This is a genomic window from Allobosea sp. TAF32 (genome assembly GCF_052113585.1).
GTDB lineage: Bacteria > Pseudomonadota > Alphaproteobacteria > Rhizobiales > Beijerinckiaceae > Allobosea.
In genome coordinates, this window is the sequence record NZ_JBFRDM010000008.1 from 173,105 (window position 1) to 188,655 (window position 15,551).

Annotated in this window: 14 protein-coding genes; 4 read left to right on the plus strand and 10 right to left on the minus strand. The window is 67.1% G+C overall.

The window, feature by feature from the left end; all coding sequences use genetic code 11:
* Positions 1-87: 87 nt before the first annotated feature.
* Positions 88-882: an enoyl-CoA hydratase/isomerase family protein gene (locus tag AB4Z16_RS17910; RefSeq protein ID WP_441512715.1), complete on the minus strand. Its 795-nt coding sequence runs from the start codon at positions 880-882 to the stop codon at positions 88-90.
* Positions 882-2,075: a CaiB/BaiF CoA transferase family protein gene (locus AB4Z16_RS17915; RefSeq protein ID WP_441512716.1), complete on the minus strand. Its 1,194-nt coding sequence runs from the start codon at positions 2,073-2,075 to the stop codon at positions 882-884. The genes AB4Z16_RS17910 and AB4Z16_RS17915 overlap by 1 nt, the downstream gene beginning before the upstream one ends.
* 243 nt (positions 2,076-2,318) lie before the next feature.
* Here AB4Z16_RS17915 and AB4Z16_RS17920 point away from each other — a divergent pair, with 243 nt between their 5' ends.
* Positions 2,319-4,679 (plus strand): heavy metal translocating P-type ATPase, encoded by a 2,361-nt coding sequence (locus AB4Z16_RS17920; protein WP_441512717.1) that lies wholly within the window; start codon positions 2,319-2,321, stop codon positions 4,677-4,679.
* Between the two features lie 78 nt (positions 4,680-4,757).
* Here the strand turns inward: AB4Z16_RS17920 and AB4Z16_RS17925 are convergent, their stop codons facing one another.
* Positions 4,758-5,111, minus strand: a complete 354-nt coding sequence (locus tag AB4Z16_RS17925; protein WP_441512718.1) for a hypothetical protein — start codon at positions 5,109-5,111, stop codon at positions 4,758-4,760.
* 561 nt (positions 5,112-5,672) lie between these two features.
* Between AB4Z16_RS17925 and AB4Z16_RS17930 the strand changes: the two genes are divergently transcribed.
* Both AB4Z16_RS17930 and trmFO read left to right on the plus strand, forming a co-directional pair.
* Positions 5,673-5,828, plus strand: coding sequence for a DUF1127 domain-containing protein (locus tag AB4Z16_RS17930; protein ID WP_441512719.1), 156 nt, complete (start codon positions 5,673-5,675; stop codon positions 5,826-5,828).
* Positions 5,829-6,062: 234 nt separating this feature from the next.
* Complete coding sequence (gene trmFO / locus AB4Z16_RS17935) at positions 6,063-7,463, plus strand: methylenetetrahydrofolate--tRNA-(uracil(54)-C(5))-methyltransferase (FADH(2)-oxidizing) TrmFO (RefSeq protein ID WP_441512720.1); 1,401 nt, start codon at positions 6,063-6,065, stop codon at positions 7,461-7,463.
* 114 nt (positions 7,464-7,577) lie between these two features.
* On the opposite strand, the gene AB4Z16_RS17940 is transcribed toward trmFO, so the two are convergent.
* The 5 genes from AB4Z16_RS17940 to yajC form a co-directional block, all read right to left on the minus strand.
* On the minus strand, positions 7,578-8,465 hold the full coding sequence (locus AB4Z16_RS17940; RefSeq protein ID WP_441512721.1) for a phytoene/squalene synthase family protein: 888 nt from the start codon (positions 8,463-8,465) through the stop codon (positions 7,578-7,580).
* 101 nt (positions 8,466-8,566) lie between these two features.
* Positions 8,567-8,944, minus strand: a complete 378-nt coding sequence (locus AB4Z16_RS17945; RefSeq protein ID WP_441512722.1) for an Mth938-like domain-containing protein — start codon at positions 8,942-8,944, stop codon at positions 8,567-8,569.
* Between the two features lie 8 nt (positions 8,945-8,952).
* The gene (secF, locus tag AB4Z16_RS17950) at positions 8,953-9,912 is read right to left on the minus strand and encodes a protein translocase subunit SecF (RefSeq protein WP_441513075.1); all 960 of its coding nucleotides are present in this window, start codon (positions 9,910-9,912) and stop codon (positions 8,953-8,955) included.
* 33 nt (positions 9,913-9,945) lie between these two features.
* The gene (secD, locus tag AB4Z16_RS17955; protein WP_441512723.1) at positions 9,946-11,556 is read right to left on the minus strand and encodes a protein translocase subunit SecD; all 1,611 of its coding nucleotides are present in this window, start codon (positions 11,554-11,556) and stop codon (positions 9,946-9,948) included.
* Between the two features lie 88 nt (positions 11,557-11,644).
* Positions 11,645-11,971: a preprotein translocase subunit YajC gene (gene yajC / locus AB4Z16_RS17960; RefSeq protein ID WP_441512724.1), complete on the minus strand. Its 327-nt coding sequence runs from the start codon at positions 11,969-11,971 to the stop codon at positions 11,645-11,647.
* 273 nt (positions 11,972-12,244) lie between these two features.
* Between yajC and AB4Z16_RS17965 the strand changes: the two genes are divergently transcribed.
* The gene (locus AB4Z16_RS17965; RefSeq protein WP_441512725.1) at positions 12,245-13,129 is read left to right on the plus strand and encodes an ATP-binding protein; all 885 of its coding nucleotides are present in this window, start codon (positions 12,245-12,247) and stop codon (positions 13,127-13,129) included.
* A 222-nt stretch (positions 13,130-13,351) separates the two neighbouring features.
* Here AB4Z16_RS17965 and AB4Z16_RS17970 read toward each other — a convergent pair whose 3' ends face one another.
* The gene (locus AB4Z16_RS17970; protein WP_441512726.1) at positions 13,352-14,716 is read right to left on the minus strand and encodes a peptidoglycan DD-metalloendopeptidase family protein; all 1,365 of its coding nucleotides are present in this window, start codon (positions 14,714-14,716) and stop codon (positions 13,352-13,354) included.
* Positions 14,717-14,885: 169 nt separating this feature from the next.
* Positions 14,886-15,548, minus strand: a complete 663-nt coding sequence (locus tag AB4Z16_RS17975; RefSeq protein WP_441512727.1) for a protein-L-isoaspartate O-methyltransferase family protein — start codon at positions 15,546-15,548, stop codon at positions 14,886-14,888.
* Between the last annotated feature and the right edge of the window lie 3 nt (positions 15,549-15,551).

Here is a 15,551-nt window from a genome sequence, read left to right on the forward strand (position 1 = left end):
CGGGTCAAGCCCGAGCATGACGATTGCGGAGTCCACGGGTGCGGCCTCAGGCCCGCGGCCTGCCCCGGAATAGCGGCACAGCTCGAATCAGCGCCCCGTCCAGTTCGGCGGGCGCTTGCCGAGGAAGGCTTCCATGCCCTCGCGGAAATCGGCGCTGGTGTAGCAGAGCGTCACGAGGTCGCTGCCGTCGAGCCCTTCGGCGGTCGCGGCCGTCAGGCGGCGCATCGCTTCCTTGGTCGCGCGCATGGTCAGCGGCGCATGGCCAGCAATGGTCTGCGCAAGCTCGCCCGCGCGAGCCATCAACGCAGCATGGTCCGGCAGTAACTCGCTGTAGAGACCGATGCGCTGCCCCTCCTCCGCCTCGACCAGCCGCGAGGTGAAGACGATGTCCTTGACCCTTGCCGGGCCGAGGATGGCGTAAAGCCGCGCATAATTCTCCATCGACAGGCAATTGCCGAGCGTGCGCGCGATCGGGAAACCGAAGCGCGCCGTCATGCTCGCGATCCTGAGATCGCAGGCGAGCGCGATCGCCGCGCCGCCCCCCGTCACCGCACCGGAAATCGCAGCGAGTGTAGGCACCGCACAGCGCTCGATCGTGCCGATCACGGTCTCGATCCGCTCCTCATAGGCGAGCGCGTCTTCGGCGCTCTTGAAGGCACGGAACTGGGCGATATCGGTGCCGGCCGCGAAGGCCTTGTCGCCGGCCCCGGTCATGATGATCACGCGCGGATCGCCATGATCAGCCGGATCACGGCAGATCTCGGCGATGCGCTCATACATGGCGAAGGTCAGCGCGTTGCGCGCCTGTGGCCGGTTGAGCGTGATCGTGCCCACCCCATTCTCGACTGCATACAGGATTTCGTCGTTCACGCCGGCCTCCATCAGATCACGCCTTCGGCCCGCAGTCTTGCGAGCCCTGCCTCGTCATAGCCGAGCCCAGCGAGGATCTCGTCATTATGCTGCCCGGCCGTCGGTGTCGGCGTCGCGACATCAGCCGGCGTGCGCGAGAGCGTCACCGGCTGGCCGACAAGGCGGATATCGCCGAGCGCGGGGTGGCTCACCGGCCTGGCGATGCCAAGATGGCGCACCTGCGGGTCCTCGAACATCTGGTCGACCGCGTAGATCGGGCCGGCCGGCACGCTGTGACGCTCCATGATCTCCAGCCACGCGGCGCTGTCAGCCTCGGCAAGCCGCTCCTCGATCGCCTCCCGCAGTTCCGGACGACGCTCGAAGCGCTTCTCCGTGCTGTCGTAACGGGCATCCGCCCCCCATTCCGGCCGCCCGATCGCGCGACAGAACGAACGCCACTGCTCCTCGCCGCCGACACCGAGATTGATCGCGCCGTCGCGCGTGCGGTAGACGCCCATCGGCGTCTGATAGGGGTGGTCGTTGCCAGCCTGCGGCGGAACGGAGCCCTCGACGAGATAGCGCGCCGCCTGGAAGTCCATCATCGCGATCTGGGCTTCGAGCAGCGAGGTCTGCACCCACTGCCCCTTGCCTGAGGTGGCGCGCTCCTGCAGCGCCACCAGCGCGCCGACAGCGCCGTAGAGCCCGGCAGAGGAATCGGCGAGCGCGATGCCGGCCCGGACCGGCCCCTGCCCCGGCAGGCCGGTCACTGACATCATCCCGCCCATGCCCTGTGCGATCTGGTCGAAACCCGCGCGCGTCCGATATGGGCCGGACTGGCCGAAGCCGGAGATCGAGACCAGAATCAGCCGCGGATTGCGGGCGTGCAGTGTCTCGAAATCGAGCCCGAGCCGTTCCTTCACATCGGGCCTGAAGTTCTCGACGAGCAGATCGGCATCGTCGACGAGCTTCATCAGAATCGCCTTGCCCTCCGGCGTCTTCAGATTGAGCGCCAGCGAGCGCTTGTTGCGATGCAGATTCTGCATGTCGTAGCCCAGGCGCGGGCCGCTCATGTTCTCGTTGGGATCGAGCCCCGGCGGGCTTTCCACCTTGATCACGTCGGCGCCGAAATCGGCGAAGACACGCACGCAGGTCGGCCCCGCCCGCACCCGTGTCAGATCCAGCACGCGGAGCCCCGCAAGGGCTGTAGATGGTCTCGGCTGCGCCATTTTTCGTTCGCTCCTCCCTGGAGCGAACTATCCGGTTGTCTTCCCGGGCCCGTCAATCGCCTTGCGCATACTGCATGCAGGCACTGGGCACATAACGGGAAACGCCTGATTTTCCGCGCTCCGGCTTCTGCTTGCAGTCTTATGGCGCCGGGCACGCTGAACCCGAATTTTTCCCTTGAAGCTGAAGTGGCTACAGCTTGTAGAGAAGAAGTCCCGTAGCGAAGCCAGACGGAGACTGAAGATATGGCCGCCCCATCCCCAGCCGAAACCAAGACCCTCTCCTGGAAGGTCGGCGGCATGGATTGCGCGAGCTGCGCGACGAAGATTCGCGGCGCGGTCGAGCGCCTCCCCGGCGTCAGCGACGTCAAGCTTTCGGTGATGTCTGAGACGCTGACGCTCTCGTTGGATGCGGGCCAGACCACGCCTGAGGCGATCGAGAAGCGCGTCAACGGGCTCGGCTACACCGCCGCGGCGCTGGCGAGGGCCCCGGCTGAGAAGCCTGCCGCGAAGGGCAGTTGCTGCGGCCACGACCATCATGAGCATGATCATGGCGGGCAGAATCACGGCAGGCACGGGCATGGCCATGCCGGCCATGAGCATGGCGAAGCCTGCCGCTCGGACCATGCTCACTGCCACGATGGACACGACCATGACCCGAAACCCGCCAAGGCAGCGCCGGCGAGCGACCATGGCCACGGCCTTCCCGGCCATGTCCATGAAGTGACGCCCGACGGCGCACGCTGGTATCAGACCGGCAAGGGACGCCTCGTCCTCGGCACCGGCCTGCTTCTCGGCGCCGCATACGCCATCCGCCTGCTTGCCGCCGATGTCGGCCACTGGGCCTTCATCCTGGCCTGCGTCATCGGCGTATTCCCGGTCGCCAAGCGCGCCTTCGCGGCCGCCCGCGCCGGCATTCCCTTCACCATCGAGATGCTGATGACGATCGCCGCCGTCGGCGCGCTCTTCATCGGCGCGGCCGAGGAAGCGGCGCTGGTCGTCTTCCTCTTCGCCGTGGGCGAGGTTCTCGAAGGCGTCGCAGCCGACCGCGCCCGCGCCTCGATCCGGGCACTGGGCGATCTCGTTCCCAAGACCGCCCTCGTCGAGGAGAACGGCGCGACCCGGCAGGTCGATGCCGCCAGCCTGAAAATCGGCCAGATCGTGCTCGTCCGCCCGGGCGACCGCATCCCGGCCGACGGCGAGATCACCAACGGCATCTCCGGCATAGACGAGAGCCCGGTCACGGGCGAATCCGTGCCGAAGACCAAGGGCATCGGCGAGCCCGTCTTCGCCGGCTCGGTCAACCGCGAGGCGGCGCTGCGCGTACGAGTCGACAAGGCGGCCGAGGACAACACCATTGCCCGCATCATCCGCCTCGTCGAGGAGGCGCAGGAGGCCCGCGCCCCGACCGAGCGCTTCATCGACCGTTTCTCGCGCTGGTACATGCCGGCGATCGTCGGGCTCGCCCTGCTGGTCGCGCTGGTGCCACCGCTCCTGCTCGGCGCCGAATGGTCGACCTGGATCTACCGCGCTCTGGCGCTGCTGCTGATCGGCTGCCCCTGCGCGCTGGTCATCTCGGTGCCGGCCGCGATCGCCGCCGCTCTTTCGGCCGGCGCCCGCCAAGGCCTGCTGATGAAGGGCGGCGTCGTCATCGAGACCGCCGCCAAGACCGGCCTCGTCGCCTTCGACAAAACCGGAACGCTGACACAGGGCAAGCCGCGCGTCACCGACATCGTCGCCCTCGCCGCCAGCGAATCGGAGGTCCTGGCGCTGGCCGCCGCCGTCGAGCACGGCTCTGCCCACCCGCTCGCCGAAGCCGTGCTCGAACGCACCCGCGCCGACGGCATCGCCTATGCGCCGGCAGCCGAGGCAGCGGCGCTCGCCGGCCAGGGCGTTACCGGCAGCGTCGGCGGCCGCGCGATCTTCGTCGGCGCGCCGCGGCACGCGGAGAAGCGCGCTGCCTTCGACAAAAGGGCACGCCTCGCCGCCGAAGAACTGGAGGCAGCCGGCAAGACCGTCGCCGCGGTTGTCGTCGACGGCGCGCTCGCCGGCCTCATCGCCCTGCGTGACGAGCCGCGCGAGGACGCCGCCGCCGCAATCGCCGAACTCAAGGCAATGGGCATCCGCTCGGCCATGCTGACCGGCGACAATGCCCGCACCGGCGCCGCCATCGCCGCCGGCCTCGGCATGGAGCACAAGGCCGAATTGATGCCCGACGACAAGGTCGCGGCGATCAAGGCCTTAGCTGCCGAAGCCCCGGTGATGATGGTCGGTGATGGCATCAACGACGCGCCGGCGCTTGCAGCGGCCAGCATCGGCGTCGCCATGGGCTCAGGGACGGATGTCGCGCTGGAGACGGCCGATGGCGCGGTGCTGAAGAGCCGCGTCCGCGACGTCGCGGCGTTGATCCGGCTGGCGCGGGCGGCGATGGCCAATATCCGCGCCAACATCACGATCGCGCTCGGGCTGAAGGCCGTGTTCCTGGTCACCAGCGTGCTCGGCTACACCGGGCTCTGGGTCGCGATCCTCGCCGACACCGGCGCGACCGTCATCGTCACAGCAAACGCGCTGCGGCTGCTGCGCTTCGACGCCGGCAAGGCGAGCTGAAGGCCGACGCGGATCGGACCTTGACGAACGAGGCCGGGCGCAAGCCCGGCTTCAGCGCATCAGCCCGGCTCGGCGCACTCAGACGCTGATATCGGCGAAGGCTCCGGTCCGGCGCTCGTTCTTCGCCTCCATCTGCCTGAGCATCTCGTCACGGACCTTGGCCATCACGTCGGCCTTGGCCTTCGAGTCGAGCTTGTTGAACTGCTCCTCGGTCATGCCCAGCTTGTCGAGGATCGCCTTCTGGACCCGCTCTTCGGGCGTCATCCGGGCGATCTTCAGAAACTCGGCCTCGGTCGAGGACGAGGGCGACGACGAGGAAGCGGCCGTGGACGCGGCGGAATCCTGTTGCGATTCGCCTTCCGCCGTCGGCTTGGTCGCATAGGTGGTCGGTAGATTGATCGGCCAGTTCGAGGTCGAGAACGAGACGGACATCGCGCGCTCCTTTCTGCTGGACTACGGACCTGCAATCTCCAGGCCGCTGCCAAGAATCGGGTATTTATCATCTATTTCAATATGTTAGATGATAGTCCGCAATAGGAGACGCTTGCCGCGCCGGGCGGATCGGGCAATTTCTGCCCGGCAGACAGCGCCCCATCCTCACGGATTCGACGAACCGCTGTCGATCCATCTCGGCCGCTTGCTCGAGCCCAACCGCGCCCTATTTCGCAATGCAAAATTGCCGCAAGCGAACGGCGCTCGACTGAGCAAGTGCAATATGACTACCAAATAGGCAGCTCGCGCAGAGCCTGTCCCAAAATGGCGCCTCCGATCAATTCATAGGCAGAGAATCAACCACATTTCGGACACATCCCTTACCTCAGCGCAGATCGATCTCACAAAAATGACCGGAAACTTAATTGGCCATGCACAAAAAGCATAACAGAGCTGAGCGACAGCCACTGTTAGAGGCAGGCCGCCTGACTTATATGCACTGCACAACGAAATTATCGCTGTGGGCACCGCCCCGCTCCGGAATACGCAAGGAAAACCACCATGTTCGTCACGATGATCGCTGCCAAAATTCGAGCCTACTTCCGCTATCGCGAGACGGTTCGCGAGCTCTCCCGCCTCACCGACCGCGAGCTCGATGATCTCGGCCTGTCGCGCTCGGAGATCACCTTCATCGCCCGCTCGCACGCGTCGGCCTGAAGATCCTGACTTCGAACCGCCGCGCATAGGGCGCCGCGCGTTCAGTGTAGTTTCTCCCGGGTTCGGGTTTCCCCTCCCCCCGAACTTGGTCGAAGAGCGAATGCCCGCCTCACGGCGGGCATTTTGCATTTCGGGTCCCGCACACCTTGGTTGGATCAGCGCCATCCGAACGATAGGAATGCGCGGAAAGTCAAAAGGCTTGACCTCAAAGCCGGCTGCGGACACATCGCAGCCATGGAACCAGTACACATCATCGGCGGCGGTCTCGCCGGCTCCGAAGCCGCCTGGCAGATCGCTCAGGCCGGCGTCCCGGTCGTCATCCACGAGATGCGCCCCGTGCGCGGCACCGACGCCCACAAGACCGAAGGGCTTGCCGAGCTCGTCTGCTCGAACTCCTTCCGCTCCGACGATTCCTCGAGCAATGCCGTCGGCCAGCTGCATTGGGAGATGCGCCGCCTCGGCTCGCTGATCATGGCCAAGGGCGATGCCCATCAGGTGCCGGCCGGCGGCGCGCTCGCGGTCGACCGCGACGGTTTCTCGCAGGCCGTCACCGCCGCGCTGGAGAGCCACCCACTCGTCACCATCGACCGAGGCGAGATCGCCGGCCTTCCGCCGGCCGAATGGGACAATGTCATCATCGCGACTGGCCCGCTGACCTCCCCTGCCTTGGCGCAAGGCCTGCAGTCGCTCACATCAGAGGATTCGCTCGCCTTCTTCGACGCCATCGCGCCGATCGTCCATTTCGATTCGGTCGACATGGACCAGGCCTGGTTCCAGTCGCGCTACGACAAGGCCGGCCCCGGCGGTACCGGCGCCGACTACATCAACTGCCCGCTCGACCGCGACCAGTACGAGGCCTTCATCGACGCGCTGCTCGCCGCCGAAAAGACCGAGTTCAAGGAATGGGAAGGCACGCCCTATTTCGACGGCTGCCTGCCGATCGAGGTGATGGCCGAGCGCGGCCGTGAAACGTTGCGCTGGGGGCCGATGAAGCCGGTAGGGCTCACCAACAAGCACAACCCGACCGTGAAGGCCTATGCCGTGGTCCAGCTCCGGCAGGACAATGCGCTCGGCACCCTGTTCAACATGACGGGATTCCAGACCAAGCTGAAATATGGCGAGCAGGCCGCGATCTTCCGCATGATCCCGGGCTTGCAGAACGCCGAGTTCGCCCGGCTCGGCGGCATCCACCGCAACACCTATCTCAACTCGCCGAAGCTGCTGGACGAGCATCTGCGGCTGAAGGCCGATACGCGCCTGCGCTTCGCCGGCCAGATCACCGGCTGTGAGGGCTATGTCGAGAGCGCCGCCACCGGGCTTCTGGCAGGACGCATGGCCGCGGCCGAGCGTCTGGGCCGGGACCTGCCGCTCCCCCCTGCTACGACGGCGCTGGGCGCGCTGGTCAACCACATCACCGGCGGCCACATCGTCACCATCGACGAGGGGCCGCGCTCCTTCCAGCCGATGAACATCAATTTCGGGCTGTTCCCGCTGATCGAGGGCGTGGCAACCACCGGCCCCGACGGCAAGCGCTTGAAGGGGCCAGCCAAGAGCGTGGCCCGCAAGCAGGCGCTGACGGCGCGGGCGAAGGTCGAGATGGACGCCTGGGCGAGCGGCCTCGTGGCGGCGGAATAAGCTGGCCCCGTCATTCTCGGGCGGAGCGAAGCGCAGGCCCGAGAATCCCTGACAGGATGAAGTGCCGGAACCTGTGCGTTGGGAGATACCCGGATCAGTCCCGAGCATAAACGCTCACGCCTTCCGCGCCGCCCGCCACAGGATCCACTGCCGCCGCCAGGACGGCAGGGTGATGATGCTCCGGTAGGGATCGTACCCCCTCGCCTCCATCCGCCGGAGATAGGGCTCGACCAGCGCCACCGGCAGGAAGGCCGGCCTCAGCGTCGGCGGAATCGTCTCGCTCAGGCTCGCAAGCTTCTTCAGGTGGTTGCGAGCGATCTCGCGCAGTTCCTTGAGCGTATAGAGCACGCCCGGTCCGCCACGCCCGCGCACGATGTCATCGCGCGTCACGCCGTTCCGGGAGAGAATGTCGGCCGGCAGGTAGACCTGCCCCTCGGCCGCGTGCCACGGGAAAGCGCGCATCAGCCCGGTCAGCGCGTAGGCGACGCCGGCATGGCCGCAGGCCGTCGCCCCGCCCGGATCGCGTCCGCCTGCCAGGATCAGGCAGGCCAGCCGGATCACCGCGCTCGCGGTTTCGCCGGCATAGCCCTCCAGATCGCGCAGAGAGGGCATCGGATCGTCGTAGAGATCGAAGATGCGGGCATCGATCAGCGCCGTCAGCGGCGCGATCGGCAGGCGGTAGCGCCGGACCGTGTCGAGCAGGGCCGCGGCCACGGGATGTGCCTGTGTCTCGCTGCCCGACTGGCCTTCCAGCACGTCGCGCCACCATTGCAGCCTGACCTCGCCCGGCAGGGGCTCGCTGACCAGCGCCCTGACCCGCGCGATCTCATGGCTGAAGGCATAGAGCGCGTAGAGCGCCGCCCGGCGATCGTCGGGGGCGTAGAGGCCGGCGATATAGCGATCCTGATCCTGCTCGCGCACGAGCGTCGCGCAATGGGCATAGGCGTCCGGCAGGCGCGCCGGCGCGATGTCTCTGCGATCGTCGGTTTCAGTGTGCGGCATTGTTCCGCCTCGGCCGACCTCGGCCGCTTCTAATGTAAGGCAAGCGCCCCGCCCCCGCTACGCATCGCCGGTATGATCGACATCCCGGATTGCAAAGCGCCTTACTCGATCGCGATCAGCGCCGCTGCGACGCGTCGATCCTCGCCGACGAGCACGTTATAGGTGCGGGCAGCCGCACCGGTCGCCATGCCCTCGACGGTGATCCCGGCCTGCCTTAGCGGATCACGCAGAGCGGGCGGAATGAAGGCAATATCGGCCCCTGTCCCGATCAACAGGAAGTCGATGCTCTCGGCTTCGTCCAGCACGGGCTGCAGGCTCTCGATCGTCACTTCGGAAAAGCGCGTCACCGGCCAGATCCGGATGCCGGCCGGCGTCGCGATGATCGAGCCCTGATGGCTCATCTCGGCGAAGCGGAAGCCGCCCGCCCCGATCGCGTCGAGCGGGAAGCGGCCGGGAACGAAGCCCTCGAAGCGCGGCATGAAGCCGCTCAGGCCTTGGCCTTGGCGGCCGAAGCCTTGGCGCGCGCCGTCTCCTGCGCTTCCTCACGCGCGCCCGCCGAGCGGACATCCATGTAGAGCAGCACCGGCGTCGAGATGAACATCGCCGAATAGGTGCAGATCACCACGCCGAACAGCATGACGAGCGCGAAGCCCTCGATCGCGGTGCCGCCGAACAGCACCAGCGCGAGCAACGACAGGAAAGTCGTCGTCGCCGTCATCGCCGTGCGCGACAGCGTCGAGTTCACCGAGAGGTCGAGGAGCTCGGCAACCGGCATGGTCTTGTAGCGGCGCAGCAATTCGCGGGTGCGGTCGAACACGACCACGGTCTCGTTCAGCGAATAGCCGACGATGGTCAGGATCGCCGCGATCGAGGTCAGGTTGAATTCGAGCTGCGTGATCAGGAAGAAGCCGATGGTCAGCACGATGTCGTGCAGCGTGCCGAGGATCGCGCCGATCGCCAGCGGCATCTCGAAGCGGAACCAGAGATAGATCAGCACGCCGACGATCGCGAGCACGACGCCGAGCGTACCGGCCTGCACCAATTCGCCCGAGACGCGCGGCCCGACCGTCTCGACACGGCGGAACTCGTACTGCGAGGCGAAAGCGTCCCGCGCCTTCACGACGACCGTCTGCTGAGCCGTCTCGCCGCCCGGCTGCATGCCGAAGCGCATCGAGACCTCGCCGCCCGAGCCGAATTCCTGCACCTCGGCATCGCCGAAGCCGAGCCCGTTCGCGGTATGGCGGATCTGGGCGATGTCGACCGCACCGGCCTTCGACTGCATCTCGATCAGCGTGCCGCCCTTGAAGTCGATGCCGAAGTTCAGGCCGACCGTCAGGAACAGCGCCAGCACCAGGACCGAATAGGCAGCCGACAGCGGATAGCTGACGCGGCGAAACCAGACGAATTTGAAGCGGGTGTTGTCGGGAACGATACGAAGCAGGCGCATGCGCATGGCCAATCTCCTAAGGGGTTGGCAGCGTCAGAACGGGAGGTGCTTGGGCTTGGCCCAGCGATACCAGAGCGCGATCAGCATCCGGGTCAGCGTCACCGCCGTGATGACGGTGGTGAGGATGCCCAGGATGAACACGACCGCAAAGCCGCGCACCGGGCCGGAGCCGAGCGAGAACAGCGCCACCGCCGCGATGAGCATGGTGACGTTGGAGTCGATGATCGTCGCGAAGGCGCGCTGGAAGCCTGCCTCGAGCGCCGAGACCAGGCTCCGCCCCTGATGCTCCTCCTCGCGCATGCGCTCGTAGATCAGCACGTTGGAGTCGACCGCCGTGCCGATGGTGAGCACGATGCCGGCGATGCCGGGCAGCGTCATCGTCGCGCCGAGGAAGGACATCAGGCCGAAGATCAGGCCGACATGGACGACGAGCGCGATACTCGCGATCAGGCCGAAGATGCCATAGGTCGCCAGCATGTAGATCACCACCATCACGGTCGCGATCAGGGTCGCCATCTTGCCGGCGCGGATCGAGTCGGCGCCGAGGCCGGGGCCGACGGTACGCTCCTCGACGATCGTCATCTTGGCGGGCAGCGCGCCGGCGCGCAGCAGGATCGAGAGGTTGTTGACCTGCTCGACCGTGAAGTTGCCGGAGATCTGGCCCGAGCCGCCCGTGATGGGCGACTGGATCACCGGCGAGGAGATCACCTTGTTGTCGAGCACGATCGCCAGAGGGCGGCCGAGATTCTCGGTGGTGATCTGGCCGAAGCGCTGCGCGCCCCGGATATTGAAGCGGAAGTTCACGATCGGCTGGCCGCTGCGCGAATCGAAGGCCGGCTGCGCGTCGATCAGGTCGGCGCCGTCGACGGAGGGCTGGCGCAGGACCGGGACGGTCTGGCCGCCGGCATCCTGCGAGGGCAGCATGTCGACATCGCTGCTGTTGGCGTCGCCGACGAGGCGGAATTCGAGCTTGGCGGTGTCGCCGAGGATCTGCTTCAGGCGCTGCGGATCCTGAAGGCCCGGCACCTGCACCAGAATGCGGTCGAGGCCCTGGCGCTGGATGTTCGGCTCGGTGGTGCCGAGCGCGTCGACGCGGCGACGCAGAACCTCCATCGCCTGCTCGACGGCGCGGCGGATGCGCTCGTTCGAGCCGGCTTCCGTCACGGTCAGCTGGATCAGCCCGTCAGGCTGCTCGGCAATGGCGATGGACTGGTTGCCCGAGGGGCCGAACGCGCCGAGCGTGCCGATCGGCTGAGCGAGCTCCCGCAGCTTCGGCAGCACACGTGCACGCTCGGCCGCGTCCGGGACGCGCACTTGCACACCGCGCGTCGTGGTCTGGATGCCGCCCTGAATGCTGATGCGCTCTTCGCGCAGGACGCGGCGAACATCGTCGCGCAGCTGTGTCACCTGGCTGCGCACCAGCTCCGCCCGGTCGATCTCGAGCAGGACGTGCGAGCCGCCCTGCAGGTCGAGGCCGAGCACGACCGCATGGATCGGCAGGAAGATGCGCGGAATCCAGGACGGCGCGTTGTCGGCGATGGCCTTGCGCGTCTCCGGCGAGAACAGGTTCGGCACGGCGAGCCCGCAGCCGACGATCAGCACGAGCAGGACGAGAATGACCTTGCGGGCCTGGAGACGAAGCATCTGCGTGAACAGCCTTGTTGTCGTGCCTTAGATCACGCCGCATCCGGACGACGCCGTCCGAATGCGAAAACGCGATCGATTGTCAAAGTCAGCTCTTGACCGGCTCGCTCTTCGAGCGGACGTCCTGGACCATGCCGCGCACGATGCGCACGCGCACGCCGTCGGCGATCTCGGCTTCCAGCTCGGCGTCATCGATGACCTTCGACACCTTCGCGATCAGCCCGCCCGAGGTCACGATCGTGTCGCCGCGGCGCACGTTCTTGATCATCTCCTGATGCGTCTTCGCCCGCCGCTGCTGCGGCCGGATGATCAGGAACCACATGATAACGAAGATCAGCAGGAACGGCACGAGCTGGATCAGCATGTCGGTGCCGCCACCGGCTCCTGTCGCCTGGGCGAAAGCGGGGGTGATCACTGAAGAACTCCTCTCTAACGACGGCGCAGCAGGCCGCCGGCCGCAGGACACGGCAAAAGCATCGCCCGGCCTAAAAATCGCGCGGACTATAGCCAGCAATGCCGTGAAATCAATCGGACACGCCCGGTTGCCCATGCGCGCTCCTCACCTATGGGCTTGCTGCCATTCGCGCAATGCCCCTTGCGCTCGATCCACGACGCGGTTTAGCTAACCACAGCAACCGTACCGGACGGTACGGTACGGTTCGGCAGGATGAAACGAAGGCGCAGAGCCATGACCACGACCGAGACCGCCCCCGACCAGACTCTCGCGACGCTACTGCGGATTGCGGATGCGCTTGAGCGGATCGCGCCACCGCGGCGCAAGTCGGCCGACCTCAAAGTCGCCGACGCCTTCGTCTGGCAGACGACGGGCTCGGAGCTTGTGCCGGTGCCGAAGGTCAACCGCGTCGCACTTTCGCTCCTGCGCGGCGTCGACCGTGTCCGCGACACGCTGGCCGAGAATACCGAGCGGTTCGCCAAGGGCCTGCCCGCCAACAACGTGCTGCTCTGGGGTGCACGTGGCATGGGCAAGTCCTCGCTGGTCAAGGCGGTGCATGCCGACACCAACCAGCATCTGCCGAAGGGCGCGCTGCCGCTGAAGCTGATCGAGATCCATCGCGAGGACATCGAGAGCCTCCCTGCCCTGATGAGCCAGCTGCGCAGCGATCCGCACCGCGCCATCGTCTTCTGCGACGATCTGTCCTTCGACAGCGACGACACCTCTTATAAGTCGCTGAAGGCGGTGCTGGACGGCGGCGTCGAGGGGCGCCCCGACAATGTCGTGTTCTACGCCACCTCGAATCGCCGCCACCTGCTGCCGCGCGACATGATGGACAATGAGCGCTCGACCTCGATCAATCCGGGCGAGGCAATCGAGGAGAAGGTCTCGCTCTCGGATCGGTTCGGCCTCTGGCTCGGCTTCCACAAATGCAGCCAGGACGAGTATCTGGAGATGATCAACGGCTATGCCGGCCATTTCGGGCTGGCGATCGACCCGGAGGAGTTGCGCCGCGACGCGCTGGAATGGGCGACGACGCGCGGCTCCCGCTCCGGACGCACCGCCTGGCAGTACATCCAGGACCTCGCCGGCCGGCTGGGCAAGCGCCTGGAGGGGTGAAGCGCCGTCGCGTCATGGCCGAACTTGTCCCGACCATCTACGCCTTCATCGATGCAGTGCGGTGTTCAAGACGTGGATGCTCGCAACAAGGGCGAGCATGACGGGCGATCGCAAAACAAACGAAAACGGGGCGGCCCTTCCTGGGGCCGCCCCGTCCTTTTTTCGATCGGGAGGGTCTCGCGAACCGATCGAAGGCTTGCAACTTTTCGCGTCGAACGCGGCTCAGTTGTTGAGGTAGGGAGTCGGATCGACCGGGGTCGAGCCCTTGCGCAGCTCGAAGTGGAGCTGAGGCGAGGAGACGTTGCCGCTCTGGCCCGAACTGGCGACGACCTGGCCGCGCTTGACGGCGTCGCCGCGCTTCACCTTGAGCTCGCCATTATGGGCATAGGCCGAGACATATCCGTTCGGGTGACGGATCAGGACGAGGTTGCCGTAGCCCTTCAGCTCGCTGCCGGCATAGGCGACGGTGCCGCCCTCGGCCGCCTTGACGGGCGTGCCCTCGGGAACCGCGATGTTGATGCCCTCATTGCCGCCCTTGCTGTAGCCGGTGATCACACGGCCGCGAGCCGGCCAGCGGAAATCGGCCTTGTCGCCCGAAGACGCCTGTTCCTCCTGCTTCGGCAGGCTGGCAGTGGTCTTCGGCTCGGCGGCGGGCTCCGCCTTCGGGATCGCGGTCGGCTTCGGCTCGGCGGCGGGTGCGCTCGCCACCACGACCGGCTTCGCCTGCTGCTGAGCGGGAGCGGCGGTCTTCACCGGCTGCGGAACGGGCGCGGGCCTCGCCTCGGCTACGGGCTTCGCCGCAGGCACGGCCGGCACGGCAGCGCCTGTCTTGCGGGCATCTGCCTTGGCCTTGGCTTCGGCAGCGAAACGGGCACGGGATTCGCGCATGGCCTGGGCGTCTGCGGCGGCCTTGGTCTTGGCTTCCGCGGCAGCGGCGGCCTTGGCATCGGCCGCGGCCTTGGCATGCGCCTTCGCATCGACGACCGGAGCGGGTTGACGGGCAGGAGCCGGACCGGCGACGAAACGCTGCGATGGGGCCGGAGCGGGGGCCGCCTGAGGGGCCGGCGCGGCGGCCGCAACCGGAGCGGAGGCGCCGCTCGCATTATACACCGGTACCGTGATCCGTGTGCCCGGCGGCACATTGGCGCTGCTCAGCCCGTTCGCGGACATCAGAGCGGCGCGCGGCACGCCATAGCGCGACGAGATCATGTCGAGGTTCTCGCCTTGCGCGATCACGACCGGCGTGCCGCCCTGCGCCGACCAGCCGGCAGCGCTGCCGGAAACGGCCTGCGGCGGCGCGGAGTTCAGCGCAACGGCCGATTGCGGCGGCGGCAGAGGCTGCGCCCGCACGACGGGCGCCGACGGAACCGGCTGCAGCGGCGCGCTGGCAGAGCGTCCGATCGAGCCGGTGGTAGCCGGGTCGCGAGCAGGCGCCGGGGCCTGTGCAGTCCTGAAGGGATTGTCGAAAGGGGTCTCGGTGAAGCGCAACGCGTCCGAGGAGCAGGCGCTGACACCGACGGCAAGCAGGCACACCGTCGAGAGACGACGGAGAGCGCGATGATTGATCGATCCGGCTTGGCTACGCATGAACAGAGTACTCGCGAACGACGCAACTCGATGACGGTCATTAAAGTCCCGTTGAGGTTACGAAAGCGTTTCGCTGGCGAAGCCGTCTTCACTTTTTTGGATTTTCGCCGGGAGGGCAGCGGCTCCATGCGGTGTCGTTGCAACCGCCGCCGGTTGGTGCGGTCAGGCGTCAGAGCGCGCGCGAAATACCCGGCACCAGCGGCGGCAGGCGCAGCACCGGCCCGGTCGCGTGGTCGAACTGGTCGTCGCCGACGCGCGTGACCACCACCCGCCGCGCCACCCCCTCGATTCGCAGGGCGCCGACCAGTCGTCCGCCATTCGACAGCCGCATCAGCAGCGCCTCGGGCACCGTCTGTGTGACACCGTTGACGAGGATGCGGTCGAAGCGGCCGAGCGTGCGATCGGGCTGGAAGCCATCGGCATGGCGCAGATCGATCAGCTGGCCGAAACCGCTGCCGCTGACCCGCTCATGCGCGGCAAGCGCCAGCGAACGATAGCGCTCCAGCGATACCACCTCGCCGCCCAGCGCCGCCAGCAGCGCCGAGACATAGCCGGAACCGGTGCCCACTTCGAGCACGCGCGCGCCCATCTGCATGTCGAGCGCGCCGAGCAAATTGGCGACGGTATGCGGCGCGGTCATCGTCTGGCCGCAGGGCAGCGGCACCGAGACGTCCTCGCGCGCGAGATCGGCAAAGCGGGCCGGCGCGAAACGATCGCGCGGCACCCGCTCCATAGCGCGCAGCAGCGTGAGGTCGCGCACCCCCCGCGCCCTCAGCGACAGCAGGAAGGCGACGGTACGTTCGCCCTCGCTGGCCGGCGCCTCTTCGCTCATGCC